Source organism: Niallia endozanthoxylica (assembly GCF_008710145.1).
GTDB lineage: Bacteria > Bacillota > Bacilli > Bacillales > Cytobacillaceae > Bacillus_BD > Bacillus_BD endozanthoxylica.
In genome coordinates, this window is record NZ_VYKL01000015.1 from 700,223 (window position 1) to 724,701 (window position 24,479).

Sequence of the window (24,479 nt, forward strand, 5' to 3'; positions counted from 1 at the left end):
ATTGTTATGCATCAGGCAACTTGTAGAAATATTCCACCATACACTAGAGCCCCGATAATAACTAAAGAAGGATGGATCTTCCACTTGCTCAATGTTAAAAAGCTAAGCACAGTTAATAAAATAAGATGTATAATTCCGCTGCCTTCAAAGAATGTTAAAAAGAATTGATAGGCCATCACTGCAAGAAGTACGGCAATAATCGGCTGAACTGCTTTTGTCATCAGCTTTACTTCTGCTGAATCTTTAAATAAATCAACAAACTTAAAAAGTATTATGACAGCAATTGCTGAAGGCAAAATCGTTCCTGCAAGCGCAATAGTTGCACCTAGAACTCCTCCTATTTCAAATCCAATAAAACCGGCAAGCTTTGTTGCGATTGGTCCAGGTAAAGCATTTGCAATGGCTAACAGATCTCCAAATTCTGATAATGTCATCCAGTTATAATTATTTACTACTTCATTTTGAATTAACGGTATGGTTGCAGGACCGCCGCCATATCCTAATAAATTTGCTACAAAAAATGCCCAAAACAAATCCCAATACATCATAAGCTTTTTTCCTTTCTCTCAATAATGACTTCGGCAGTCTTTGCAGCCTTTTTCTTCCTTCTTGCAATGAAGAATGCAGAAAGTAAGAAAGCAGCAATTAAGATTCCTGGATGAAGCCCGATGATTTGCATGGTGACAAAGGAAATAACCGTAAAGATAATCATTTTTGACAACCCTAAACCCTTATGACCTTTTTTATAAAAACCGTAAGCCATTTCTGCTAACATAAAGCCGATAACAGGAGTAACACCTAGAACCATACCACCGACAATTGGTGAATGACGATAGGCATATAGCACTCCTAGCAATCCAATCAAAGCAATAATTGATGGCAGAATATGGGCAAGAATAGCAACAGTTGCCCCTAGACTTCCTTTTACTTTATAACCAATATATGCAGCCATTTTCGTTGCAATTGGACCCGGCAACGTATTTGCGAGCGCCAACACATCACCAAATTCTTCTTCTGTCATCCATTTGTATTTTTTTACAACCTCATATTCTATTAATGGAATGGTTGAAGGTCCTCCTCCAAATCCGGTTAAACCTGTGCGGGCAAATCCAATAGATAATTCAACATAAGGATTCAACCTCAATCTCCTCTTTTCTAAAAAGTAACTATTATTTAGTTAGCTATTTAATAAGGACCTCATTTCACCATTGCAGATAGAATGAATGAGGTCCTAGCTATTCTTATTTCTTTATATCTGCATCAGTAATCACTTCATAACCTTTGTCTGCCACTAAATCTTGCAAAGCTTTTAGGGCAGCAGTACCTACTGCAGTATCCTGTTCCCCATTACCGCCGCTTATACCGACTCCTCCAACGACTTCACCGTTTACTACGATTGGGAAACCGCCAACGAAAATCGCAAATTTTCCGTCAAGCATATGCTGAATACCAAATGCTTCATTACCAGGCAATGCAGGACCATTTGGCTCTTTATTAAATAAATGTGTGGAGCGTTTGTGACCTGCAGCAGTAAAAGCTTTCGCAATCGCAATTTCTGGACCTGTGATACGAGCTCCATTCATTCTTTCTAACGCAATCACATACCCGCCATCGTCAACAATAGCAATTGTTTCTAATACATTGATTTCTTCAGATTTCTGCTTCGCAGCTTCAATCATTACTTTTGCTTCTTCTAATTCTAATTTTAAAGATGTCTTCATGTGTAATCTCCTCTATCCCTTTTGTTAATTAGTAGCCAACATAGACTGTTTTTACTTGAGTGAAAAATTCCAAACCAACTCTGCCAGATTCACGGAAAGTTGAAGTACTTGATTTTTTAACTCCGCCAAATGGTGCATTCATTAAGTTTCCAGTGGTCGTACGGTTCACTTTAACCGTTCCAGCCTGAATATCCTTTGTAAACTGATGAGCAGTTTTTAGGTTATTTGTAATGATAGAAGCAGATAAGCCATATTCTACATCATTAGCAATCTCAATTGCTTCTTCATAAGAATTTACTTCAATAATGGCAATGACAGGACCAAAAATCTCTTCTTTTGCAATTCTCATACTAGGACGAACATCTGTAAAAATGGCTGGTTGAACAAAATATCCTTTGTCATACTCCCCGCCTGTCAGCTGCTCACCACCATATACAAGTGTTGCACCGTCCTCTTTACCAATTTCAATATAGTTCAAAACATTCTTCAACTGCTTTTCATTTGCTAATGGACCAATCTTTACACCGTTTTCAAAGCCATTGCCTACTTTTAAAGCTTTTGTTTTTTCAATTAATTTCTCAACATATGCATCTTTTACTTCCTTCATGACAATGACACGGCTCGTTCCAGTACAAGCCTGACCTGTTAAAGAGAAACCGCCATTAACAGTCAATGTAGCAGCCTGCTCTACATCTGCATCATCCATAACAATAATAGGGTTTTTACCGCCTAATTCCATTTGTAATCTAGTTGTAAAAGATGATTTTTGATGAATATCTTCACCCGCTCCTGTTGATCCTGTAAATGTTAGAGCTTTAATCGCTGGATGCGTCACTAACAAATCTCCTACATCAGAAGCTTTCCCTGTTACTAGATTAATAACGCCTTTTGGAACACCTGCATTATGTAATGCCTCAACAAGACGTACAGCTATTAGAGGGGTATCTGATGAAGGTTTAAATACAACAGTATTACCTGTAATTAATGCAGGAGCAATCTTACGAGAAGGAATCGAAATAGGAAAATTCCAAGGAGTAATTACACTTATAACTCCAAGTGGTTCACGCTCAGTTGAAACTTTCATATTTGGATCATCATTTGGAAAGGTTTCTCCAGTAAAGGTTTGCCCTTCAACTGCGTAAAACCGTAGTGTTTGCGCTGAACGAATGACTTCATTCTTAGCATCTGAAACATGCTTTCCTTCTTCTCGAGTCAATTCTTCAGCAAGAGCATCAGCATTTCCTTCAAGGATATCTGCTGCTTTATTCAAGATGGCTGCCCTTTTTGATGGAGAAGTAGCCGCCCAGCTCGGAAATGCTTCAACAGCTGCATCAATCGCTTGCTTTACATCTTCTTCATTAGAGGCTTGAAAAATTCCAACAATCTCTTCCTTATTAGCCGGATTAATATTGGTAAATGTTTTTTGACTTACAGATTCTGTCCATTCACCATTAATATAGTTGCTGAATGTTTCTACTTTTGTTGTAAGCACTCTATCACCTATTCCTTATTTATTATCACATAGCTTTATTTATAAAAATGGGCCGTCATGTAGAATCTCGGTTAGAAGATTATATTTGACGGCCCAGAAGGGGAAGGCATGAATCCCCCTCTTTAGTCATTACTTTAATTATTTATTTTCTACTAAATTACCAAGATCTTGTTCTAAGTATTCTCTATATAGACCATCCATGTACATTCTTCTCATGTTTGCACCTACACGTACAATTTCAATACAACGTTGTTGTAATTCTGGAGTATTCGCATGATCAAGAACAATCTTATAACCGCGCTCACCATGGATTTCGTCTGATACGATGTGAAGGTCAAAGAATTCGATTTCTTCATCTGTAAATCCGTATTGCTCACGTAATGCTGGAGTTTGCTTACGGTAGATATCTGGTACTTGAGATTCTAATCCTACTACTAGCGCTGCAGTTGCTACAACAAAGTGTTCACGTGCTGCAACTGAGTAGCACCAGCTTTGAAGACCTAGTGTTGTAGCAGCCATGTTTTTAGGATCTTGAACTCGTTCACGAGTTGTGCCACATGCCTCAGCAAAACGGATTAATAGATCTGTATGACGGTCTGCAGCGATTTCTTCTTCATACATATTTTGTAATGTGAAGTCTTTTGCTGACTCATACTCAGGAATATCTGGAGTATTGTGATAGATATATGCTAAGTAGTTTGCGAAAGGTCCTACATAGTGATAGTGGTTTTCAGCCCATCTAGCAAAGTGCTTTCTTTCTAATTTCCCTTCAGCCCAAGCCACTGTGAATGGAGCCTTTTGGCTGTGATTTCCTTTAATCGCTTCCTCTAATTCTTTACGAAATTCATCTTTTGATAATAATTCAGTCATTATAATTTCCTCCTTAATGTTTACCAAAATTATGAGTTGATATAAGTTGGTATTTGATATTTTGTATACCAAAACCTTTAAAAATAAAAGATGATCAAGTTGTTTATCCTAATCTATTATTCTTTTATTTCTTGGTATTTGGTATACCGTTAAGTAGATATTAAACTATATTTTTTAATTTGTAAATAGTGTTTTCTAAATTTTTTAAAAATTTTAATTATTGTTTCAAAAGCATTTATTTATAGACAACAGCTTCAATGTTTAATAATGTATAGAGTTCCCTCGATAGATTATCCAATGCTTCTTCTACAATTTGTTCCCCTATTTCCAAGCTCGCTTTTGTAGCATCACCAATGCAGCCATTTTCTGTCATTTCCTCATAGGCATAGTACCCTTGGATTGCCTTTCCTGGTCTTAGCTGCTTCCATCGGCCTTCTTCCTGGATAGCACCTTTTACAATTTTATCCTTGCGAACGAGTTCAGGGGCTAAATATAAAGCTTCTGAAACTTCACGTTCACAGCTATGTCCAAATAGTTTTGATTCAACAAGTCTGCCAATTGCATTCTTGGCAGATGCAGTTGTTTTTGCATAATATACTTCGACATTCAATTCATTTGACAGCATCAATGATGCAACATTTAATGTCGGTTGATTTCCGCCATGAGAATTTAATAGTAAAAACTTTTCAATTCCATGATGTTTTAAAGATGAAATCACATCCTTAAGAATGGCAATCAGCGTAGTAGGCTGAAGCGAAATAGTACCAGGGAAATTTAAATGATGCTGTGAAACTCCCATATTAATCGTTGGTGTAACAAGTGCATATGGATACATTTTTTCTCCCAGTTTTTTCGCCATTCTTTCAGCCAATACGGCATCACAGCTTTCAACCATATGAGGACCATGCTGTTCATGTGCACCAATCGGGATAATTGCAAACTTAACATCTCGTAATGATTCCTTTACTTCTTCCCACGTCATAGCTGTTAAATCATAACATGCCATTTCATCACCTGCTTTTTCTCTTATTCATTAAACCTTATTTTTTATCTTACTATTAATTTATTTCAAGGTATTTTGTATACCTTAAAATAATTGATTAAATAGTTGGAGATAATTTCTTCTTCGGAGGATCAATTTTAATATTATCCTGAGAAATTTCAATATCCTTCTGCACTGTCATTTGACATGTTAAACGATAGCCTTCATTTAATTTGTCGCCAAGCATCTTTTCTTCCTTCCAATTAGGTGGTGTCACCCCATCAGCTCCGTCAATAACCTGGCATATACATTTCGTACATCTTCCCATTCCACAACCATATTTTATTTCTGGAAACTGGAGGGTTCCGGCTAAAACTACTAGATTAGCATTATCTTTCACTTCTTTTTCAACAATTGTTCCATCTACATGAAGAGTTACCTTTGGCATACAATCGCCCCTTCGCAATATTTTCTAAGTTTTTTGAAAACTAAGTTAATTATACAAGAACTTTAGCAGAAAAGCAAAAACAACATTTTTGTATTGTTATTTAAAAATTTAGAAAATTATGTTGAATATTTATTTATCATCATATAAACTAGAAATAGACATTTTGGTATACAGTATTCCAAAATGAAAAATGTATATTACCTGTTAACAATTTTAATGAGGGGCTAACGTACAATTAATCATTTAAAGGAGTGATGGATTTATGGAAAAATATTCTGTCTTTACAAACAAAGACACTTTTCAAACGGTACTGGAGAATGATGCTTTAGAAATAATTGAATCCTATCAATTTTATTTTTTCGACAGTCTGAAAGCTACTTATACGATTGCAAAGATTGTTGATGACAATGCAAAAATTAAATTATATGAAAAATATGATGGAAAAGAATATGTAAACAACATCCATGTGAAGTTTTTTGAAACGTTCCCAACCATTGAGGAGGCACGTGAGGAATTAAATGAAATTGTAAAAGCATCTGGTAATAGTGAGGATTCTCAGCATTCTAAATTAGTCAAATCTGAAAATGCTTCTGTATGATGATTACTTAATATTAATCCCGGAGAGAATACATATTTCTCCGGGATTAATATTTTGTTAAGAAGATGGGAGACGCTAAAAAAATAAACCGTCATACATGATTGACGGTTATAATAGGTATATATGTTAAAACTTTAATAATTTTCTAAGGATTGCTAACTTTTTCTCAGACTTTGCAGCCGCTTTAGGAGAACCAAATAAAAAGTTAAACATCATTCTTCCCTCCAGAAATTCTTTAATATTTCTTACAACTTAATTATACAACGCTTTTATTAAATTGTATACCAAATACCAAAATTTATTGTAAATTTATTATAAAATCCTCAATATTTTCAACTTTGGTATACCAGGAAAACAACTGAATCTATAATGAAAAGGTTATGGTGATGTCATGTTAAGATTTCTCTTCTTATCCGCTATTCTTCTATACTTACTATCAACTTTATTACCCGACCTAGGTATCGACCCTTACATTTCCATTCTTTGTCTAATAATTGTCATTTGTACGATTGGAATAGTTAAACGTTTTGTAAGGGTATTAGGAAGCATTTTTTTATCAATCGGATTATTATTGCTCTGGACTAGCGGTACAGACTGGAAAGATTATATCGCTTCATTTGGTCCCATGCTTGATTTACTAACACTCTTCTCGTTAGTACCAATATTGGGAATTCCCATAAAATTAGGTGAGTACAGTGAAAGTATAAAGACGGTTATTCATAAAAAGGTTAAAACTACCGGCAAATTATATATGCTGACATCGGGAATATCCTATTTTTTTAGCATCTTTATGAATCTTGCTACTTTGCCAATGACTTACTTTTCAATTAGACCGGCATTGGACAGCTTTCCAATTAAACAAGAAAACCGCTTTTTAAGCCGGGCCATTACACGAGGATTTGCTATGCCGTTATTGTGGGCACCAGTAACTCCAATTGTAGGTATTGTAGTGGGAATGACGGGGGTAAGCTGGCTTTCTATTCTTCCATATGTTTTACCGTTAAGTGTCATGGGACTATTATTAGATTGGTTTTTAGGAAGACAAAAATCAACCACGAAAATTGAAGACCAACCGGCAGTATCAGCCTCTGAATTTGCAGCAGCGAAGGAAAGCAGCGCTCTCGATTCTCCCTATAGAGTACTGCAGATTTTACTGGCTATCGTCCTTTTCATCATTGTCATATCGACTTTAGAAACATATTTTGACTATTCCTTTATCATTCTAGTCTCTTTATTAGTGATTCCATTTTCGTTTATCTGGGCGTTGTTACTAAGGAAAGGCAATGATTTTTTTGTCCAGCTGATTGAGCATTTTAAATCCTTTACAGTTAGTATGAAAGATCAATTCTTTATTTTCTTATCAGCAGGATTTTTAATTTCAACCATACAAGTTTCCCATTCAAATGAATTTATTAATAAGCAGACGATTCATTTGATAAATGTTATGGGCGCAGAATTCTTTTTAATTTTGCTGCCATTGATTCCCTTAGGTCTTGCCTTTGTCGGGCTTCACCCAGCGGTTAGTCTTTCCTTAATGGCCGGTGCATTAAATCCAACTGTTCTTGGTATTTCTCCTTATGTACTAACCGTGGCCATGTTAACAGGAGCAGTAACCTCCTTCTTAGTGGGGCCTTACAATGCGACCATTGGACTCATGTCCAATATTATTAAGGAAAGTTCATTTAAAGTATCCAATTGGAATCTTGCTTTTACAGGGCTGTATGTAGGCTTAGCGATGGTCTATTTAATTATTTTAGAAATGCTTATCTGATTGTTCTTAACTTAAAAAGACACCTATCTATTAATAGCAAAATGAAAAACCCGGATAAAATGAATTCATTTTTATCCGGGTTTTTCATTAATGATACCAATTACATATTCATTCTACTTTCATGCCTTGTAATTCCTTTACAACCTCCTTAGCAAAATGTCCAAGAGTTCCATTACTGTAAGAGCGAATGACTTCAGATGTAATGGATGTTAGGGCTCTTGCAGCATAATCAGGGGATAAGCCTTTCTCCCTAAACGCTGACTCCAATTCAATTGCTGCTTTTGCGCCGTAGTAGGTGGCTAATTTATTCACTTCTATTAGACGTTCCTCAGAATCGAGTATTATGTTTCCAATGCACTCAAAGTAATCCTCAATTTGTTTAGGAAGATTTGTTTCAGTAATAAAAAGTCCATCGCCATTTTCAAGAAGATCCCTTGAGTGACCCATATATTTAACACCATAAATATTTAATAGAGGAAACTGTTGCCTTATGTCTGCTGTAAATAAAGCAGTCGCTAAATTTACGATTTGTGTACTCTTCAATGATATATTTTCTGCCAGGAGAGAAGAAATAAAAGGAATAATATCCTTTGCAGAAAGAGCTAGAATAAGTACATCCAACTTATCAAGTTCACTTTTAGTGATTGGATAACTATTTTCATATGAACGGCTAAATTGATCCAGCTTAGCTGCATCCGGATGATACACTCCAATTGCTTTTTTATTTTGATTCCACTGTTTCACCAGAGCTGTGCCTAATCTCCCAATTCCTACTAATCCCACTTTAGTCTGCTGCATACCTTCACTTCCTTTAATAATATTGATCAACTTTATCCATTTTCACACAAACTGGCTTGAACATGATAAAAAACAGGGAATATCCCTGTTTTTTACCAAATTAAAATAGCGACTAGTGTTGCAATACTAAGTCCCACAATAACGGGCATAAAGTTTTTCCTTGCTAGCTCCATTGGAGATATTTGCAAGAAGCCTGCAATGGCGACAAGCGATGACCAAGCAATAATAGTACCTCCACCTGACCATACAGACCCCATTTGACCAATAGCTGCAAGGGTTGCAGCATCAATTCCTCCATTAGCTAACGCACCAGATAAAGCACCAGTCAAAGGAAGACCTGCAAATCCTGATCCGTCAATACCAGTAATTAATCCAATAATTAATATCCCAAATCCAGCAACAAATGGACTTTGTGGAATATAATCCTGTCCTGCCTGAATTAAATCAAAAAGAAATCCAGGTACAGGTGCATTTTCACCTAAGGAAAGAATAGCTGGAGAAAAGTCTGAACTTCCCATAAAGAAATAACCAGCAATTGGGATGACAGGTGCCATTGCTCTGAACGAGAACAAAAATCCTTCTGTCAAATGTTCACTAATTTTTTCAAAAGCATGTAAGCGGTTAAATGCAATGGTAGCCAATATTAATAGAATCACTGCAACACCGCCTATTAAGGCAGCACCATTACCACCTTCTAAGCTTGAACCGCCACTAACTTTAGCCTGGAACATAAAAATCATAATAGCTAGCATTGATAATGGAACAAGTACAGCAAATAGGCTGCCCCATTTTTGATTGGTTTGAGTCAGTTTAGGGTTTTCTTCTGCCGCCGCAGCCATTTCATTAGCAGCATTTAAAAAGGCTTGTCCTTCTGTAGATACATTGTTTTCTACATTTGAGGTAGATTTTATTGATTTACGTTCTTTTAAGTATACGATTGCAAGTGCACTAAAACCTGTAATTAATGAAAGAATTAATACTTTATCGGATACAGCAGCCGTTTCAATACCTGCAGCTTTTGCACTAATCATTGGAGCTACCTGCATAATATAATCAGATGAAAGCGCCATCCCTTGACCAGAGATACAAACAACCATTGCTGCAGTCATGACAGGTAATCCTGCTTTTACTGCTGCCGGAACTAATAATGCACAGACTAACGGTACAGCTGGCGTTGGCCAGAAAAAGAGGGAAATAATATAGGTTACAGCCATTAAAATAATATAAGATACATGCCCATTCACCATTATTTTTTGTAAAGGAGCTACCATTTTATTGTCTGCTCCTAAATCTTTTAATGAGTTAAGCAGCGCAATCATGATTGAGATAATCAGGAATATATTAAATAGCTCTTTAGCTGCTACTAGATTCGCATTAAAAACTGCTTGAAAGCCTGAAATAATACTGCCATTATATGTAGCAGCAACAATAAAAGTTCCAATGAGTGTTGGCATTACAACGCCTTTTCTTAAAAGCATTGTCACAATAACAGAAACTGTGACCACTACATACAACCAATGCGCTAATGTTAGTTCCATATATTCCCTCCATCTACCCTATTATAGACTTTCAATAATACTGAATACCATATTTTGTATTTAGTATTTGGTATACCGTATATAACTAGAGTTATTTCTTAAAAAGGTCCCCCACCCCCCAATAAATAAAATTAATTCAGGATACTATATTAAGCATTCGTTTTCCTCCTTTTTCTACATAGACGTAAAATTAATATATCATTAATCCTATATATTGTGCAACAATTTAGAAAATTTTATAAATTAAATATTTTAATAATTGTAAATTATTTAAATGTTTAATATTTGATACTATTATTTTAATTGAATTTTTTATTTTATTGTAATAAGAATCACCTCTCCCTTCAGGTGATTCTTATACTCTATTCTTTTATAATAGGAGTTGTAATGCTTAATTAATTGCTTTAATTATATAATAATTAGGAATACTCCGTATACTTTTACGTAAGATTTCCTTACATATATTTTTCTACACTAATAAAACATATTTATTTACATTTCGACATTTTATACCCAACGTATGGTCCAGACAAAATAAAAAAGAAGAGCTGATATGCTCTTCTTTTTTATTTTGTCTAATCATTTTTATCATGATTAATTGCGTCAATATACGCTTTCTTTGAATTTTCAATATGAATTTTCGTGAGATATTCTGCCATTTCTGTTTCTTGATTGATAATTGCCTTCATGATTTCTATATGTTCCTTCATCGACTGCTCAGGTCTGCCTTCATTTCTATAACCTGTCTTAGCAAATGCTCGAATATAATCTGATAATCCGCTTAACATATCAAATAGTTTGGAATTCTTAGCAGAACGATATAATAAATCATTTAATTCACTATGTAAAGAGGAATAATCTGAACTATTAGGATCCTTTAAATAGTTTTCCACTTTTTCAATACTGGCTTGAATTCTCTTTTTTGTATCTTCATCTAATTTTTGTACAGCTAACTTCGCTGCTAAAACCTCTAAAGAAGAAAGAATGGTAAAGACCTCAAGTATTTCCTTCTCGGTAATATCTGCCACAATTACACCTTTTCGAGGAACTGTTTTCACAAAACCAAGTGATTCTAATCGAAACAAAGCTTCCCGAATAGGTGTCCGGCTAATATTTAATTTCTCCGCCAATTCTCTTTCAACTAACCGGTCTCCTGTTTTTAATTCCCCTTCAAGAATAAGGTCTTTCAGGTGCAAGTAAGCTCTTTCCCGTATCGAGATTAGATTTTCCTCCGACCAATTGTTTGCCAATTGTCTCCCCTCTTCCAGTTATATACATATAAAAAGTATAGCTTACATGTCCCTGAAAAATCAATATAATAAACATCTTACTTAACTTTTATACTGGAATTCCTTTGTTAGTCTTTTTAATAAATCTGACAACTCTATTAGTCTATTTCCTTCTTCTTGGTTCATTCTGACTTTAACTCGCTGCAACTCTGAAGCATTCAGCATATGCTCTGAGCTTGCATATGTCTGTTGAGAAATAGAAACAAAATTTTCTGTAGCAGCCTCCATGATTGGAAGCGTCTCATTTAATAAAGAAAGCTGTTTTTGACTATTTTCTATCATTTCACTGACATCTTTAATTTCTCTCATTAAAATATCAAAAGATTTTCTACTTTCTTCTACAGTAATAAGTTTTAATTCGAAATGATTTAACATTTCACCAAAATCATCTGCAGCTTTAACAGCAATAACTTCCATTGTCTGAATTGTTTTTGAAATTTCTTTAGTAGCTAAAGATGATTGGTCAGCTAATTTTCTAACTTCATGAGCTACTACAGCAAATCCTTTTCCTGCTTCACCAGCTCTTGCAGCCTCAATAGCAGCGTTAAGCGCTAATAGTTTTGTTTGCTCTGCTATCTGCTCAATTATAGTAACAATACTAGCAATCGATTGAGAATGAACCTTGACAGATCTTACGGTTTCTGAAACCTCTTTAAACTCTAATGTAAAACCTTCAATTGTACGTACCATTTCACCAATATTCCGGTCCCCATCCATTGCACTTTTATTCATATGTACTGCTTTTTGAATAATCATATCCATGCTGTCACATATTTGATTAGTTGATTCTTTCATGTTCTGAAATTTATTAATACTATCCTCTGAACTTCCTGCCGTTTGTTCTGCCCCTGCCTTTACTATACGAATCGCCGATAATAATTGCTCATTTTCTTCCATTACTTCGCGAGATGTCACTTTAAGTTTTTCACCCGTTTTTGTTAAATCATTTGTTGTCGAAGCTATATTAACTAACAATCCCTGCATCTGAGTTATCATGCTATTAAAACTTTTAACAAGTGAAGTAATCTCAGGTGTTGTTGTCTTCGTTTCAACTTGTATGTCCAAGTTTCCTTCTCTCACCTTTTTCATCTCTTCCCGCAAGTTGGAAAGTGGACGAGTTAAGCCCCGTACTAATATGATAATAATAATAGAAGACACAATTAAACTGATAATTGAAACCATTATAATATCTCGTGCCATTTCATCCACATTTTGTAAATATTGTTTTTGGGGGATAGCGATTGTATATATTCCTTTTAGTTCTTGTACTTCCTTAAACGAAATAGAATACATCTCTCCATTTACATTTTCGTGAATAATTCCATCTTTATTGCTATTAATTAAATCAAGCGTTACTTTGTCAAATTTAATAGAGGTATTGCGGCTAATTAAGAAAGGTTCTGCACCTTTGTCAGTAATGAGAAAATAATCACCATGCAGTCCATCCTTAGCAAGGCTAGCTCCATGTTTTTTTATCATCCTGTTCATTTCTGAATAAAACTTTTCCTTATCACCTACATATAAGAGCATTAAGTTTTGTGCCAAATCATATACAGTCATTACTTCTTTTTCCAAACGTTCTTCCATCAAATAGATCGTTGTTTCTTTTGATTTTACATATGATTTGTATGAAACGGTTGAAACAGTAGCCATTAATAAGATTAAAAAAACCAATAACAATCTGGCCTGTAATGTAAATTTAGATGATATGTTATCGTATAATAATCTAATGTTTATCGGAATCCTAATAAATTTAAGTAAACTTCTCTTGTTGTTACGCACAAAATAACCTCTTTCTAGTTCTTTTTTCTCATTATCACAAAATACTGTTAAATTTCTGTAAAGGGTTAGTAATGATTTTATTAATTTAAGTATTTTTTCTAATGCATCCTTACGTTCTACTAGATAGCAGACATGCATATAAATGGAACTAAAAAAGATCTGGAGGAAGAAATGTTGAAGCGTTTAGTCGGAGTAGTGATTACCCTTATTATCTTATACGTTGTCTATTATGACTTAAGCCAAGGTACTCTTCCTGCTAGTATGACAAAAGAAACAGCTGTTTCCAAAACGACCACAGATTCACAATCGACTAAATCAATTGAGCGTCCTTATTTTGAAAAAAAAATCAAAGCAGGTGACACTGTTTTATCTATTTTAGAGGAACATCTTAATCATTCCATTTCTGTTCCTATAACTGAAGTAGTTACCGATTTTGAAGAGTTAAATGATGGGATTTCCCCGCAGGAAATTCAGCAAGGGAAGGTATATAAATTCCCAAATTATCCTAAAGAACGCTAATTAAAGCATATTTTGGCAGGATTCTATATATCAACTTATCAACTTTCTTGTCAAGTTCGTATGTTCATTGCTACAATAAATAAAGTCCTGTAAAATGATGAGTGGAGGTAATACTTTTCTGAAATACCCCACCTTTTTATTTTCAAATTCTTATCTACATTCATAACCACTATGTATTATAGTAGAGGAATGAACATTGAACACTAAAGGAGCGAATCACCATTGAGTGAAATCATACATCGTACGAAAACCCGGCCTGTAAAAGTCGGAAATTTAACAATCGGCGGAAGTAATGAATTATTTATTCAAAGTATGACAACAACGAAGACACATGATGTGGAAGCAACAGTTGCCCAAATCCATCAGCTTGAAGAAGCAGGCTGTCAAATTGTACGGGTAGCCTGCCCTGATGAAAGAGCTGCAAATGCGATTTCGGAAATTAAAAAGCGAATTAATATCCCATTAGTAGTAGATATTCACTTTGACTATAAGCTTGCCTTAAAGGCCATAGAAGGCGGCGCAGACAAAATTCGTATCAACCCCGGTAATATTGGTAAACGTGAAAAGGTTGAAGCCGTCGTTAATGCAGCTAAAGCAAAAGGAATCCCGATTCGAATCGGAGTAAACGCAGGTTCATTAGAAAAAAGAATTTTAGATAAATACGGCTATCCTACTGCAGATGGCATGGTTGAAAGTGCACTCCATCATATTAAAATTCTCGAGGATTTAGACTTTCATGATATTATCGTATCCATGAAAGCCTCTGATGTTCCGTTAGCTATTGAAGCATATGAAAAAGCTTCTAAAGCCTTTGACTATCCGCTGCATCTTGGCATTACTGAATCTGGAACCTTATTCGCTGGTACGATCAAAAGTGCAGCCGGGTTAGGTGCCATTTTGAGCAAAGGGATTGGAAATACACTTCGTATTTCATTAAGTGCAGATCCTGTCGAAGAAGTAAAGGTTGCCAGGGAATTGTTAAAAGTATTTGGTCTTTCTTCAAATGCCGCAACACTTATTTCTTGTCCTACTTGCGGGAGAATTGAAATTGATTTAATCAGTATTGCTAATGAAGTAGAAGATTACATCCAAAAAATTAAAGCACCGATTAAGGTTGCCGTGCTTGGTTGTGCCGTTAACGGACCTGGAGAAGCGCGTGAAGCTGATATCGGGATTGCCGGTGCACGCGGTGAAGGACTCTTATTCCGAAAAGGAGAAATTGTCCGCAAGGTTCCAGAAGCTGACCTTGTAGATGAATTAAAAAAAGAAATCGACCAAATCGCAGAAGAATACTTCGCCAAACAAGCTGAAGAGCAGAAAATATAAGTCTGGATTACAAAAAAGAAGCCTCGTACAGATTGTACAAGGCTTCTTCTTTTGTGATTCAATTTCTAGTGCTAGCCGCTTATCAAAAAAACGGGAGGATGAACATACCGAGAATAAGAGAAATTGCCCCAATGGTAATAGCCCAAGTACCTGTTTTTGCTCCTCTAGCACGAGCAATGAAACCAAGAACAATACCTGCAGCTCCAAATAGAACCGGAAATACGAACAACGATAAGATTGAAAGAGCAATTGCAGCCAAACCAATTCCTGTACCGCCTTCTGCTCTTGTCTCATTCTTCTCATTTGTACCCTGATTTAGCCTTATTGGTGCCGGAGCAGCAATTTCAGCTGCCGTTTCTTCACGATAATCTTTTGTTCCAAAATTATCTACACCATATATCTGGCCGTCATTTTGTTCTTTTTGAAATTGATTTTTCTCTACATCTTTTGGGTCTAGATCTGCCACTATGATCCCCCGCTCTCTACATGACTTGTATGTCCAAGATTAAGCTTTTGGACGCCTTATCTCAGGATCCCTTTAAAAAGGTTTCATTGATAAGACATTACTATTGTGTACCAATACAAAGCTTTTCACTATAACAATGTTTAACTTCAATGGATTTTTCCTACAAAAAAAGCAAGCATCACAAAACATGTAATACCTGCTTTTTTTATTAGCTATAAACAATCTGGACAACGGCCATAAATTTCAAATTTATGACCTGAAATATCATACCCTCTTAAGTTATCTGTAAGAATGTTCATGGGACAGGTCTCAATTTCCTTTGTTTTTCCACAATCCAGACAAATAAAATGATGATGATGCTGGTGATGTGAACAAGTAAGCCGAAAATGCTTTTCTCCTGACAGCTCTGTCATTTCGACAATTCCGAGTTCGACAAATAGTGATAAATTTCGGTAAATGGTATCGAAGCTTAATCCCGGATATTGGTCTTTAAGTTTATCTAATACATCCTTTGCTGTTAAATATTTATTATGGTCAGCAAATAACTGGAGCATTTCCTCTCTTTTCCCTGTATGCTTATAACCCTTTTCCTTCAATAATATCATTGCTTGATCAACATTCATCCCGCTTCACCCCTTTATACCGTACTTTGCACAATCCATCTTTTTACTAATATAGAAAAAACTAAAATAAGAATCGAAATCATTACTATTGTTCCGCCTGGTGCCAAATCAAGATAATAGGAAATGAATAATCCTCCTAAAACGGATGTTTCGCCGAACAGAATGGAATAAACTATCGTCTGTTTAAAACCTTTTGCAAGACGAATGGCCGCTGCAACAGGCAGTGTCATGAGTGCTGACACAAGCAGAATTCCAACCACTCTCATGGAAGCTGCTATCACGAGAGCAACCATGACAATGAACAGTAAATGAAGACCCTTTGTTGGTAAACCAGAAGCTTTTGCATGCTCCTCATCAAATGAAATTAAAAATAATTCTTTATATAATAAGAAAATAATAGCAATAACAAATATGCTTATGATTACAATCAGCCACAAATCAGCTCTGCTTACTGCTGAAACACTTCCAAATAAATAGCTGAAAAGATCCGTATTAAATCCATCCGCTAGTGAAATAAAAATAACACTTAACCCAATACCCCCTGAAAGAATAATCGGTATAGCCAATTCCTGATAATGCTTATAAACATTCCGAAGCTTTTCAATAAACAAAGAGCCCGCAACAGAAAACAGCATTCCCATATAAATCGGGCTCAAAGATCCTGCAACCAAAAACTTCTTTTCAATTAAAAGACTTGCAGCTATACCTGCAAGCGTCACATGACTTAGTGCATCAGCAATTAATGAGAGCCTTCTAACGACAACAAATACCCCAATTAACGGTGCAATAATTCCTATAATGGCTCCCGTTAAAAATGCATTTTGTAAAAACTCATATTGAAACATTTCGGCAATCATGAAAATTTCCCTCCATGAATATGTTCATGCTCATGACTGTGAGCATGGTCATGGGATAATAAATGGAGATCATAACCATAGAATGCAGCCAATCCATTTTTATTCTGTTCTTCAAATTCATGTGTATTTCCATGAAAATGAAGATGTTTGTTTAAACAAGCTACATGTGTCACTTTATCCGTTATCGTTCCGATATCATGCGTGACCAGCATTAACGTAATGCCAAGCCTTTTATTTAAATCACCAAGCATTTCATAAAAGGAACGTACATTTTGAGCATCAACGCCGACAGTGGGTTCATCAAGAATCAATAGCTCCGGCCTGCTTACAAGTGATCTAGCTATAAATACCCGCTGCTGCTGTCCGCCTGACAACTCGCCTATATTGCGTTTTAGAAAGGGAAGAAGTCCAACGGAATCAATTGCTTCTAAAACGGTGGTCTGATCTTCCTTTTTCATATAATGAAATAAGCCAATTTTTTTCGTTAATCCGCTTTTAACTACTTCATATACGGTTGCAGGAAAACCTGTATTAAATGAGTTTGCTTTTTGTGAAACAAACCCTATCCGCTCCCATTCTTTAAACCGACCGATCTCCTTGTCGAACAATTTGATCTCTCCCTGTTGCGTTTTTATAAGCCCAAGAATGAGCTTTAACAAGGTTGATTTTCCGGAACCATTTGGTCCAACAATTCCAAGAAAAGAACCTTTTTCAACGGAAAGATTTATATTTTCTAATACATATTCCTTTTCATAGCGGTATGATAGTCCGCTTATCCTAATAATAAATTCCTTATCCATTACATCACCCGAATTCCGAAATCATTCCGATTTAGAGTATACAAGAACTGCGTAAAAAAGTAAAGATGGAATCTTCCTCGCACAAAGCGTATTCAGAGTCACTCTTCATACTCCATTTTCATATTTTATGAATGGAGGAGTGATGACATGAGGATATTCGCTAACATCATCAATCATAAAATTAATACAATAACACCAGAGGAATTATTGCGCTATGCTAATATATTTAAAATTTCAATAACTGAATCACAGGCGTCACACATTGCCAAATATCTAAGAGGCAAACAAGTGAATATATTTGATGATAGAGAAAGAGCCGTACTAATTAAGGAAATCGCAAGAACAGCAGGCGTAGAAACAGCAAAAGAGGTCAATCGGCTTCTTTTAGAGCTTATGAAGTAAATCAGACCAGGCACATGAATGAATCTTTTTATTGTGCCTGGCCTCTTACTATGATTATTATGCTTCGTTTACAATATCACGGAGTAAATGTTCATTAAAGGTTTTGTTTCTCAACATAGCAATTTCATGTCTATACGGCGGCTTCTTATTATCTTTATCTTCACCGACAAATGGAGTTTCGAGAATTTTAGGTACTTCTGTTAATTGAGGATGATGAACAACATAATTTAACGCATTAAATCCGATATGTCCAAAACCTATATTTTCATGACGGTCTTTTCTCGCACCCTGTACATTTTTACTGTCATTAATATGAAGCACCTTTAACCGGTCAATTCCGATGATATGATCAAAATCATTCAATACACCATCAAAATCCTCAACAAGGTTATAGCCAGCATCATGAGTGTGACATGTATCAAAACAAATGGATAACTTATCATTATGTGTTACGCCATCAATAATCATTGCTAACTCTTCAAAGGATCGTCCGCACTCAGAACCTTTTCCAGCCATGGTTTCAAGAGCAATCTGAAGCTTTTCATTACCCGTTAACACTTCATTCAATCCTTCAATAATTTTCTTAATCCCCACTTCTGCCCCTTCTTTAACATGGGCACCCGGGTGAAGCACGATTTGACCAGCCCCAATTGCCTCGGTACGTTCAATCTCAGTCCTCAGGAAGTTCACACCAAGTTCAAAGGTATCTGGGTTAACTGCATTGCCAATATTAATAATATACGGAGCATGGACAATAATTTCATGTATGCCGTTTTCCTCCATATGTTTTCTTCCCGCTTCAATATTTAAATCTTCTATTTTCTTTCTTCTTGTATTTTGCGGAGCACCCGTGTAAATCATGAATGTATTTGAACCATATGAGACAGCTTCTTCGCTTGCTGCCAACAACATTTTCTTTCCACTCATTGATACATGAGAACCAATTTTTAACATCCATTCTCTCCCCTTGTTTTTACTTTTTCTTTTGCAATCTTTTTTGTCTCTTTTTAAAGTTTTCCGTTTCATGTTGTATTTTCTTTTTATAGCCTGGCTTTACTTTTTTCGGTTTTTGGAAAAGAGACTTTGCTTTTAAGTCTATCTCATCTACTTGTTTTTTTCGATTCTTTCGTTTGTTCCTATCTTCTAATTCAACCCATTCTTTATTTTGAAAATCGACATTTTTAAATTCAATACCCATTTTTTCTAAACGGTTTAACGCATCTTCATTGGAATCCTCGTAAATGGTTAAAGCCACACCGGAATAACCGGCACGAGCAGTTCTTCCTACTCTATGGATATAAAAATCAAGGTCTGATGGGAGTTCATAGTTAATCACATGGCTGATTCCTTGAATATCAATCCCGCGCGCAGCTAAATCGGTTGCAACGATGTATTGAAACTCTAAATCAACAATTTGCTTCATCATTTTTTTTCGCTCACGCGGTGATAAATCACCGTGTATTCGTCCTACTTTTAAACCCTTGGCCATTAATCCATCTGCAACCTCATCTGCTTTTTTCTTTGTATTTGTAAAAACAATTGCTAAATACGGATTAAAATGAAGTAATGCCTGATGAACTAATACAAGCTTGTTACGATGTTTTGACGGCAACAAATAATGCTCGATTTTCGCAGCAGTTACCTGTTTTGGTTCGATATGGATATATTTCGGATTCTCCAAATATTTCTTCATAAATGGCTTTAACTTTTCCGGAATCGTTGCAGAGAAAATAAGCATTTGCAGATTCTGCGGCATCCGTGCAGCAATATAATCGACATCCACGAGAAATCCCATATCAAGCATAATATCTGCTTCATCAATCACGAGCATGGATGCAGAATGGACAACTAATGCTTGTTCCTTTACTAAGTCACTGATCCTGCCTGGTGTCCCTATCACAATTTGCGGCTGTGTCTTTAACTTTTCTATGGTTCTCTGCTTATCTGTACCGCCAATAAACAAACGTACGGATATTTCTTGCCCCTGTGGACAATGCTGAACAATTTTTAACGTTTCCTGGTAGATTTGCGAGGCCAACTCTCTTGTAGGTGCTGTAAAAATAGCCTGAACCTCTTGACGTGTTGGATCAATACTGTGAATAACCGGAAGTACATATGCATGTGTCTTACCTGTTCCCGTTTGAGATTGACCAATCGCACTTTCTCGTTTTAATACCGTTGGGATAATTCGCTCTTGAATTTCAGTCGGCTCATAAAAGCCAAGTTCTTTTACAGCTTCTATAATAAATGGTTTCAAATTGAAACGCTCAAATTTTGTCTCGTTCATTTAATTAAACTCCTTTAAATTAAGGGCTATACATCATTCAGTATTGCCAAAATGCTGTTAAAATAGCCTATTATAACCATCATCATATTATAATCAATTTCGACAAGAATAGCCACAGTTGAGTGAATAAATCAAACTCCGCATTTATCCCAAACCAAATAAGTAAATATGAATAAGATATAAGTGGCTTATAAGAACAATCGCAAATGGAATGGAACTCAAATGATTATGTTAAGAAGGGAGGTACTACAATATGATGCCTAGATATCATTTTCCGCCCCAATCAGGGATGCCCCCCCACTACTTTAATCCTTACGGCGGACCACCTATGCACCGTATGAGGGGGATGCATCCCCGGATGCAGCAAAGGGGAGGAATTCTGTCAAAGCTGCTGGGAAAACAAGGGCAGACAGGTGCAAACAGCCGGTCCGTACTCGGTGCATTCGCTCCTCAACCTGCTTCTGGCGGAGGGTCTTTTCTAAAAGCATTGACTAACCCTTCTTCGTTAAATAGCGTATTATCCAATACACAAAAAATATTAAATACCGCCCAGCAAGTTGGCCCAGTCGTTCAACAATACGGTCCAATCGTCAAAAACCTTCCAACCTTATGGAGACTTTACCGCGGATTAAAAGATGCACCTGAATTCAACCAATCAGATAAGGACACGAATGATACAAATACTGCTGGCTATCATACTGTCGAACCTGATATAGAGATGGAGATGGAGATGGAGCCGAAACCAAAATCAAACAATCAAACCCCATTGCCGTCTACACCCAAATTATATATTTAAAGGATGCTGGAAACAGCATTCTTTTTTTTATTGAAAGCTTTGTTAGCGAACAATGTTCATAAACCTGATAAAAAAACAATAATCTTCTGTCTAATTGTTTGATTTTGGTTTTGCTATAATAATCATTGTTTACTATAATGAATGAGAAAGAAGCTGACTGGGAGGATCGGAGATGAACGTAATAAAAATTGCTCCGCGTGGTTACTGCTATGGTGTAGTTGATGCTATGGTCATTGCCCGCAATGCAGCATTAGATAAATCATTACCACGTCCTATTTATATACTAGGAATGATTGTTCATAATAAACATATTACAGACGCATTTGAAGAGGAAGGCATTATTACATTAGATGGTAAAAACCGCAGAGAAATTCTTGAAAAGGTGGACGGCGGAACAGTCATTTTTACCGCACATGGTGTTTCACCGGAAGTCAGAGAGCTCGCCAAACAAAAGGGCCTTATTACTATTGATGCAACCTGTCCGGATGTAACGAAAACACATGACTTAATCCGGGAAAAAGAAAAAGAAGGCTATACGGTTATTTATATTGGAAAAAGAAATCATCCTGAGCCTGAGGGAGCTGTTGGAATTGCTCCACACATCGTTCATTTAGTCGAAAATGAGCAGGATGTTGAAAATTTAACAGTTCATGTAGAAAAAATAATCGTTACAAATCAAACAACGATGAGTCAATGGGATGTAAAACATGTGATGGATAAAATTAAAGAGAAATATCCGCACGCAGAATTTCATAATGAAATTTGTCTTGCTACACAAATAAGACAAGAGGCAGTTGCAGAGCAGGCTGGAGAAGCTGATGTCTTAATTGTGGTTGGAGACCCTCGAAGCAATAATTCAAACCGTCTTGCCCAAGTGTCGGAAGAAATCGCTCATACAAAGGCCTATCGTATTGCAGATATTACAGAGCTTGACCTTGAGTGGATTAAAGATGCAAAATCGGTTGCTGTCACTGCTGGAGCCTCTACACCAACACCGATTACAAAAGAAGTTATTACCTTCTTAGAAAACTTTGACCCGGCAGATTCTTCTACTTGGATAAAAGAAAATAAAGTACCATTAAATAAGATTCTTCCTAAAGTAAAACAAAGCTAGTTGATACTAAAAAGCGGAGGTGTTCTCACATACCTCCGCTTTTTCTGTCTATCAGACAAACTGAAATGGTTCTGTGCCCTTGTCTGAAGGAAAAACAGCTACATCGTAACCTTTTTCCTGACATTTATTTGTCAAGTAGCGGGAAACTCCCTGTTTCATTACTTTCTCAACATTGTGTCCGGGGTCTATCACATTTAACCCCATCATCATGGCGTCATGTGCAACATGGTAGTATAAATCACCGGTTATATAGACGTCCGCTCCTTTAAATTTTGCTGATGAGATATACTTATTTCCATCTCCGCCTAGTACTGCAACTTTTTTTACTTTCTCTGATAAATCTCCAACGACACGCAGCGTCGGCACATCTAATGCTTGTTTCACAAATTCAGCAAACTCCCCTAGTGTGGTTTCTTCAATTTCACCAATTCTACCAAGGCCTAAGACTTCACCTTTATTATCTAACTGATAAATATCATAAGCAACCTCTTCATACGGATGAGCCTTAAGCATAGCTTGGACTACTTTTCTTTCCAAATAATCCGGAAAAATGGTTTCAATTCTCTCTTCTTTTACTTCTTCAAGCTGCCCATTTTGTCCAATATGAGGATTTGCTTTATCCCCTGGAAGAAACTGCCCAACTCCAGATGATGAATACAAGCAATGACTATAATTCCCTATTGCCCCCGCTCCCGCATGACCAATGGCCTCTTTCACTTTTCTGCTATCTTCTTTAGGTACAAAAACAACCATTTTTTTCAACTTTACTTCATAGGTAGGAGTAAGCACCTCTGTATTTGAAAGTTGCAGCGCCTCTGCTAATAAATCGTTGACTCCGCCCTTTGTTATATCAAGGTTTGTATGAGCAGCATATACAGCAATTTCATGTTTTAACAGTTTTTCAATCATTCTGCCTGGAAGCTTGTCAGTTGTAATAGTTGCAAGCGGCCTGTAAATAAGCGGATGATGAGCAATAATAAGATCCACTTCTTTCTCAATCGCTTCATCAACCACTTCTTCAAGTACATCAAGAGCAACCATCACACGATGGACAGGCTTATTTAAACGACCGATTTGCAATCCTATTTTATCGCCTTCCATTGCCAACGCCTTCGGAGCAAACGCCTCAAACAATTGAATAATCTCATGACCATTAACTTTCTTCATCACTCAAAACCTCCTCTGCCATTTTTATCTTTTTCATTAGCTCTGCTTTTTTCTCTCTGTTCTCAACAGAATCCGATGCCTGTTCAAGTTTTGCTAAAATCGTTAACCAATTTTTCTTTTCAGATATCCATTTCTTATGAAAAATCGGATTTTGTTCACTCAGCAAATAAGGTCCAAACAATAAACCTTTTTCAAGATTATTTTGATATGACTTCTTTTCATTTCCCTTTTCAGCGACAAGTACTTCATAAATTTTTCCATCTTCTTCGATAATTTCCTCAGCTATTAGTCCCCACCCATTTTCCAATAACCAGGTTCGGATAGAGATGGCACTAATATTCGGCTGAAGAATGAGCCTTTTTACATGCGTAAGTTTTTCCTTTCCTTTTTCAAGGATACTTGCGATTAAAGATCCTCCCATTCCAGCGATTGTTATACACTCCACTTCGCCTTCTTCAATTACCTCTAAACCATCGCCTTTTCTTACAGAGATTTTTTCAATTAATTCTTCTTCTTCAACTTGTCTTTTAGCTGACTGATAGGGTCCTTCCACGACTTCCCCAGCTATCGCCCACGGGACGATGCCTTTTTGGACCACATAGCAAGGTAAATAAGCATGATCCGAACCGATATCAGCTATTCTGTAATCCTGAGGTATGTATTTAGCTACAGTTTCTAAACGGTATGATAATTTTTCACTGTTCATTCCTTCACCACTTAACCTTCATTTAATCGTTTTACTTAATCATCTATTATGTCTTTCTTGTTAAGTATAAAAAAAGTCCCTTGCATATGCAAAGGACAAAAAATTTTTGTATAAACTTTGGTAACTG

At 36.2% G+C, this 24,479-nt stretch carries 26 protein-coding genes; 7 read left to right on the forward strand and 19 right to left on the reverse strand.

Annotation, left to right across the window (positions count from 1 at the left end; all coding sequences use genetic code 11):
- Positions 1-11 precede the first annotated feature (11 nt).
- The 7 genes from F4V44_RS10615 to F4V44_RS10645 form a co-directional block, all read right to left on the reverse strand.
- Entirely contained in the window at positions 12-548 is a 537-nt protein-coding gene (locus tag F4V44_RS10615; RefSeq protein ID WP_150439959.1) for a chromate transporter, read from the reverse strand.
- A complete protein-coding gene (locus F4V44_RS10620; protein WP_150439960.1) occupies positions 545-1,138 on the reverse strand; it encodes a chromate transporter in 594 nt (197 codons plus the stop codon). Before F4V44_RS10620 ends, F4V44_RS10615 begins: the two co-directional genes overlap by 4 nt.
- Before the next feature lie 103 nt (positions 1,139-1,241).
- Positions 1,242-1,721 carry a GlcG/HbpS family heme-binding protein gene (locus tag F4V44_RS10625; RefSeq protein WP_150439961.1) on the reverse strand — a complete coding sequence of 160 codons (480 nt, stop codon included), beginning with the start codon at positions 1,719-1,721 and terminating at the stop codon, positions 1,242-1,244.
- Between the two features lie 28 nt (positions 1,722-1,749).
- Positions 1,750-3,213, reverse strand: a complete 1,464-nt coding sequence (locus F4V44_RS10630) for an aldehyde dehydrogenase family protein (protein WP_150439962.1) — start codon at positions 3,211-3,213, stop codon at positions 1,750-1,752.
- 138 nt (positions 3,214-3,351) lie between these two features.
- Positions 3,352-4,083, reverse strand: a complete 732-nt coding sequence (locus tag F4V44_RS10635) for a TenA family transcriptional regulator (protein ID WP_150439963.1) — start codon at positions 4,081-4,083, stop codon at positions 3,352-3,354.
- Positions 4,084-4,318: 235 nt separating this feature from the next.
- A complete protein-coding gene (locus F4V44_RS10640) occupies positions 4,319-5,089 on the reverse strand; it encodes a creatininase family protein (RefSeq protein WP_150439964.1) in 771 nt (256 codons plus the stop codon).
- A gap of 94 nt (positions 5,090-5,183) precedes the next feature.
- Positions 5,184-5,513, reverse strand: coding sequence for a 2Fe-2S iron-sulfur cluster-binding protein (locus F4V44_RS10645; RefSeq protein WP_150439965.1), 330 nt, complete (start codon positions 5,511-5,513; stop codon positions 5,184-5,186).
- 262 nt (positions 5,514-5,775) lie between these two features.
- Between F4V44_RS10645 and F4V44_RS10650 the strand changes: the two genes are divergently transcribed.
- Both F4V44_RS10650 and F4V44_RS10655 read left to right on the forward strand, forming a co-directional pair.
- Positions 5,776-6,111 carry a hypothetical protein gene (locus tag F4V44_RS10650; protein ID WP_150439966.1) on the forward strand — a complete coding sequence of 112 codons (336 nt, stop codon included), beginning with the start codon at positions 5,776-5,778 and terminating at the stop codon, positions 6,109-6,111.
- A gap of 391 nt (positions 6,112-6,502) precedes the next feature.
- Positions 6,503-7,882: a hypothetical protein gene (locus F4V44_RS10655; RefSeq protein ID WP_150439967.1), complete on the forward strand. Its 1,380-nt coding sequence runs from the start codon at positions 6,503-6,505 to the stop codon at positions 7,880-7,882.
- A gap of 108 nt (positions 7,883-7,990) precedes the next feature.
- Here F4V44_RS10655 and F4V44_RS10660 read toward each other — a convergent pair whose 3' ends face one another.
- The 4 genes from F4V44_RS10660 to F4V44_RS10675 all read right to left on the reverse strand — a co-directional run bounded on the left by F4V44_RS10660 (position 7,991) and on the right by F4V44_RS10675 (position 13,289).
- Positions 7,991-8,680 carry an NAD(P)-binding domain-containing protein gene (locus tag F4V44_RS10660; RefSeq protein WP_150439968.1) on the reverse strand — a complete coding sequence of 230 codons (690 nt, stop codon included), beginning with the start codon at positions 8,678-8,680 and terminating at the stop codon, positions 7,991-7,993.
- Between the two features lie 92 nt (positions 8,681-8,772).
- Entirely contained in the window at positions 8,773-10,218 is a 1,446-nt protein-coding gene (locus F4V44_RS10665) for a hypothetical protein (RefSeq protein WP_150439969.1), read from the reverse strand.
- Between the two features lie 575 nt (positions 10,219-10,793).
- Complete coding sequence (locus tag F4V44_RS10670) at positions 10,794-11,468, reverse strand: GntR family transcriptional regulator (RefSeq protein ID WP_150439970.1); 675 nt, start codon at positions 11,466-11,468, stop codon at positions 10,794-10,796.
- 81 nt (positions 11,469-11,549) lie between these two features.
- Positions 11,550-13,289, reverse strand: coding sequence for a methyl-accepting chemotaxis protein (locus tag F4V44_RS10675; protein WP_223881850.1), 1,740 nt, complete (start codon positions 13,287-13,289; stop codon positions 11,550-11,552).
- 171 nt (positions 13,290-13,460) lie between these two features.
- Here F4V44_RS10675 and F4V44_RS10680 point away from each other — a divergent pair, with 171 nt between their 5' ends.
- Together F4V44_RS10680 and ispG are read left to right on the forward strand one after the other, a co-directional pair.
- Complete coding sequence (locus F4V44_RS10680) at positions 13,461-13,808, forward strand: serpin family protein (RefSeq protein ID WP_150439971.1); 348 nt, start codon at positions 13,461-13,463, stop codon at positions 13,806-13,808.
- Positions 13,809-14,039: 231 nt separating this feature from the next.
- A complete protein-coding gene (gene ispG / locus F4V44_RS10685; protein ID WP_191090637.1) occupies positions 14,040-15,134 on the forward strand; it encodes a flavodoxin-dependent (E)-4-hydroxy-3-methylbut-2-enyl-diphosphate synthase in 1,095 nt (364 codons plus the stop codon).
- 82 nt (positions 15,135-15,216) lie between these two features.
- Here ispG and F4V44_RS10690 read toward each other — a convergent pair whose 3' ends face one another.
- The 4 genes from F4V44_RS10690 to F4V44_RS10705 all read right to left on the reverse strand — a co-directional run bounded on the left by F4V44_RS10690 (position 15,217) and on the right by F4V44_RS10705 (position 17,880).
- Positions 15,217-15,600 (reverse strand): DUF308 domain-containing protein, encoded by a 384-nt coding sequence (locus tag F4V44_RS10690; protein ID WP_150439973.1) that lies wholly within the window; start codon positions 15,598-15,600, stop codon positions 15,217-15,219.
- Positions 15,601-15,812: 212 nt separating this feature from the next.
- Positions 15,813-16,223, reverse strand: coding sequence for a Fur family transcriptional regulator (locus tag F4V44_RS10695; protein WP_150439974.1), 411 nt, complete (start codon positions 16,221-16,223; stop codon positions 15,813-15,815).
- A gap of 14 nt (positions 16,224-16,237) precedes the next feature.
- Positions 16,238-17,080, reverse strand: coding sequence for a metal ABC transporter permease (locus tag F4V44_RS10700; RefSeq protein ID WP_150439975.1), 843 nt, complete (start codon positions 17,078-17,080; stop codon positions 16,238-16,240).
- Positions 17,077-17,880: a metal ABC transporter ATP-binding protein gene (locus F4V44_RS10705; protein ID WP_150439976.1), complete on the reverse strand. Its 804-nt coding sequence runs from the start codon at positions 17,878-17,880 to the stop codon at positions 17,077-17,079. The genes F4V44_RS10700 and F4V44_RS10705 overlap by 4 nt, the downstream gene beginning before the upstream one ends.
- A gap of 147 nt (positions 17,881-18,027) precedes the next feature.
- On the opposite strand from F4V44_RS10705, the gene F4V44_RS10710 reads away from it, so the two are divergent.
- Complete coding sequence (locus F4V44_RS10710) at positions 18,028-18,282, forward strand: DUF2624 domain-containing protein (protein WP_150439977.1); 255 nt, start codon at positions 18,028-18,030, stop codon at positions 18,280-18,282.
- Between the two features lie 57 nt (positions 18,283-18,339).
- Here F4V44_RS10710 and F4V44_RS10715 read toward each other — a convergent pair whose 3' ends face one another.
- Both F4V44_RS10715 and F4V44_RS10720 read right to left on the reverse strand, forming a co-directional pair.
- Positions 18,340-19,236, reverse strand: coding sequence for a deoxyribonuclease IV (locus F4V44_RS10715; RefSeq protein WP_150439978.1), 897 nt, complete (start codon positions 19,234-19,236; stop codon positions 18,340-18,342).
- A gap of 19 nt (positions 19,237-19,255) precedes the next feature.
- Entirely contained in the window at positions 19,256-20,569 is a 1,314-nt protein-coding gene (locus F4V44_RS10720; RefSeq protein WP_150439979.1) for a DEAD/DEAH box helicase, read from the reverse strand.
- Between the two features lie 253 nt (positions 20,570-20,822).
- Here F4V44_RS10720 and vrrA point away from each other — a divergent pair, with 253 nt between their 5' ends.
- Together vrrA and F4V44_RS10730 are read left to right on the forward strand one after the other, a co-directional pair.
- Complete coding sequence (vrrA, locus tag F4V44_RS10725; RefSeq protein ID WP_150439980.1) at positions 20,823-21,365, forward strand: VrrA/YqfQ family protein; 543 nt, start codon at positions 20,823-20,825, stop codon at positions 21,363-21,365.
- A gap of 172 nt (positions 21,366-21,537) precedes the next feature.
- Entirely contained in the window at positions 21,538-22,479 is a 942-nt protein-coding gene (locus tag F4V44_RS10730) for a 4-hydroxy-3-methylbut-2-enyl diphosphate reductase (protein WP_150439981.1), read from the forward strand.
- A gap of 51 nt (positions 22,480-22,530) precedes the next feature.
- On the opposite strand, the gene F4V44_RS10735 is transcribed toward F4V44_RS10730, so the two are convergent.
- Positions 22,531-23,646, reverse strand: coding sequence for a Nif3-like dinuclear metal center hexameric protein (locus F4V44_RS10735; RefSeq protein ID WP_150439982.1), 1,116 nt, complete (start codon positions 23,644-23,646; stop codon positions 22,531-22,533).
- The gene (locus F4V44_RS10740) at positions 23,633-24,352 is read right to left on the reverse strand and encodes a tRNA (adenine(22)-N(1))-methyltransferase (protein WP_150439983.1); all 720 of its coding nucleotides are present in this window, start codon (positions 24,350-24,352) and stop codon (positions 23,633-23,635) included. The genes F4V44_RS10735 and F4V44_RS10740 overlap by 14 nt, the downstream gene beginning before the upstream one ends.
- Positions 24,353-24,479 lie beyond the last annotated feature (127 nt).

Excerpts from the sequence above, each read along its gene's own strand:
- F4V44_RS10615 (WP_150439959.1), bottom strand. The coding sequence starts at position 548 with ATGATGTATTGGGATTTGTTTTGGGCATTTTTTGTAGCAAATTTATTA.
- F4V44_RS10625 (WP_150439961.1), bottom strand. The coding sequence starts at position 1,721 with ATGAAGACATCTTTAAAATTAGAATTAGAAGAAGCAAAAGTAATGATT.
- F4V44_RS10635 (WP_150439963.1), bottom strand. The coding sequence starts at position 4,083 with ATGACTGAATTATTATCAAAAGATGAATTTCGTAAAGAATTAGAGGAA.
- F4V44_RS10640 (WP_150439964.1), bottom strand. The coding sequence starts at position 5,089 with ATGGCATGTTATGATTTAACAGCTATGACGTGGGAAGAAGTAAAGGAA.
- F4V44_RS10645 (WP_150439965.1), bottom strand. The coding sequence starts at position 5,513 with ATGCCAAAGGTAACTCTTCATGTAGATGGAACAATTGTTGAAAAAGAA.
- F4V44_RS10650 (WP_150439966.1), top strand. The coding sequence starts at position 5,776 with ATGGAAAAATATTCTGTCTTTACAAACAAAGACACTTTTCAAACGGTA.
- F4V44_RS10655 (WP_150439967.1), top strand. The coding sequence starts at position 6,503 with ATGTTAAGATTTCTCTTCTTATCCGCTATTCTTCTATACTTACTATCA.
- F4V44_RS10660 (WP_150439968.1), bottom strand. The coding sequence starts at position 8,680 with ATGCAGCAGACTAAAGTGGGATTAGTAGGAATTGGGAGATTAGGCACA.
- F4V44_RS10665 (WP_150439969.1), bottom strand. The coding sequence starts at position 10,218 with ATGGAACTAACATTAGCGCATTGGTTGTATGTAGTGGTCACAGTTTCT.
- F4V44_RS10680 (WP_150439971.1), top strand. The coding sequence starts at position 13,461 with ATGTTGAAGCGTTTAGTCGGAGTAGTGATTACCCTTATTATCTTATAC.
- F4V44_RS10695 (WP_150439974.1), bottom strand. The coding sequence starts at position 16,223 with ATGAATGTTGATCAAGCAATGATATTATTGAAGGAAAAGGGTTATAAG.
- F4V44_RS10700 (WP_150439975.1), bottom strand. The coding sequence starts at position 17,080 with ATGATTGCCGAAATGTTTCAATATGAGTTTTTACAAAATGCATTTTTA.
- F4V44_RS10705 (WP_150439976.1), bottom strand. The coding sequence starts at position 17,880 with ATGGATAAGGAATTTATTATTAGGATAAGCGGACTATCATACCGCTAT.
- F4V44_RS10710 (WP_150439977.1), top strand. The coding sequence starts at position 18,028 with ATGAGGATATTCGCTAACATCATCAATCATAAAATTAATACAATAACA.
- F4V44_RS10715 (WP_150439978.1), bottom strand. The coding sequence starts at position 19,236 with ATGTTAAAAATTGGTTCTCATGTATCAATGAGTGGAAAGAAAATGTTG.
- F4V44_RS10720 (WP_150439979.1), bottom strand. The coding sequence starts at position 20,569 with ATGAACGAGACAAAATTTGAGCGTTTCAATTTGAAACCATTTATTATA.
- vrrA (WP_150439980.1), top strand. The coding sequence starts at position 20,823 with ATGATGCCTAGATATCATTTTCCGCCCCAATCAGGGATGCCCCCCCAC.
- F4V44_RS10730 (WP_150439981.1), top strand. The coding sequence starts at position 21,538 with ATGAACGTAATAAAAATTGCTCCGCGTGGTTACTGCTATGGTGTAGTT.
- F4V44_RS10735 (WP_150439982.1), bottom strand. The coding sequence starts at position 23,646 with ATGAAGAAAGTTAATGGTCATGAGATTATTCAATTGTTTGAGGCGTTT.
- F4V44_RS10740 (WP_150439983.1), bottom strand. The coding sequence starts at position 24,352 with ATGAACAGTGAAAAATTATCATACCGTTTAGAAACTGTAGCTAAATAC.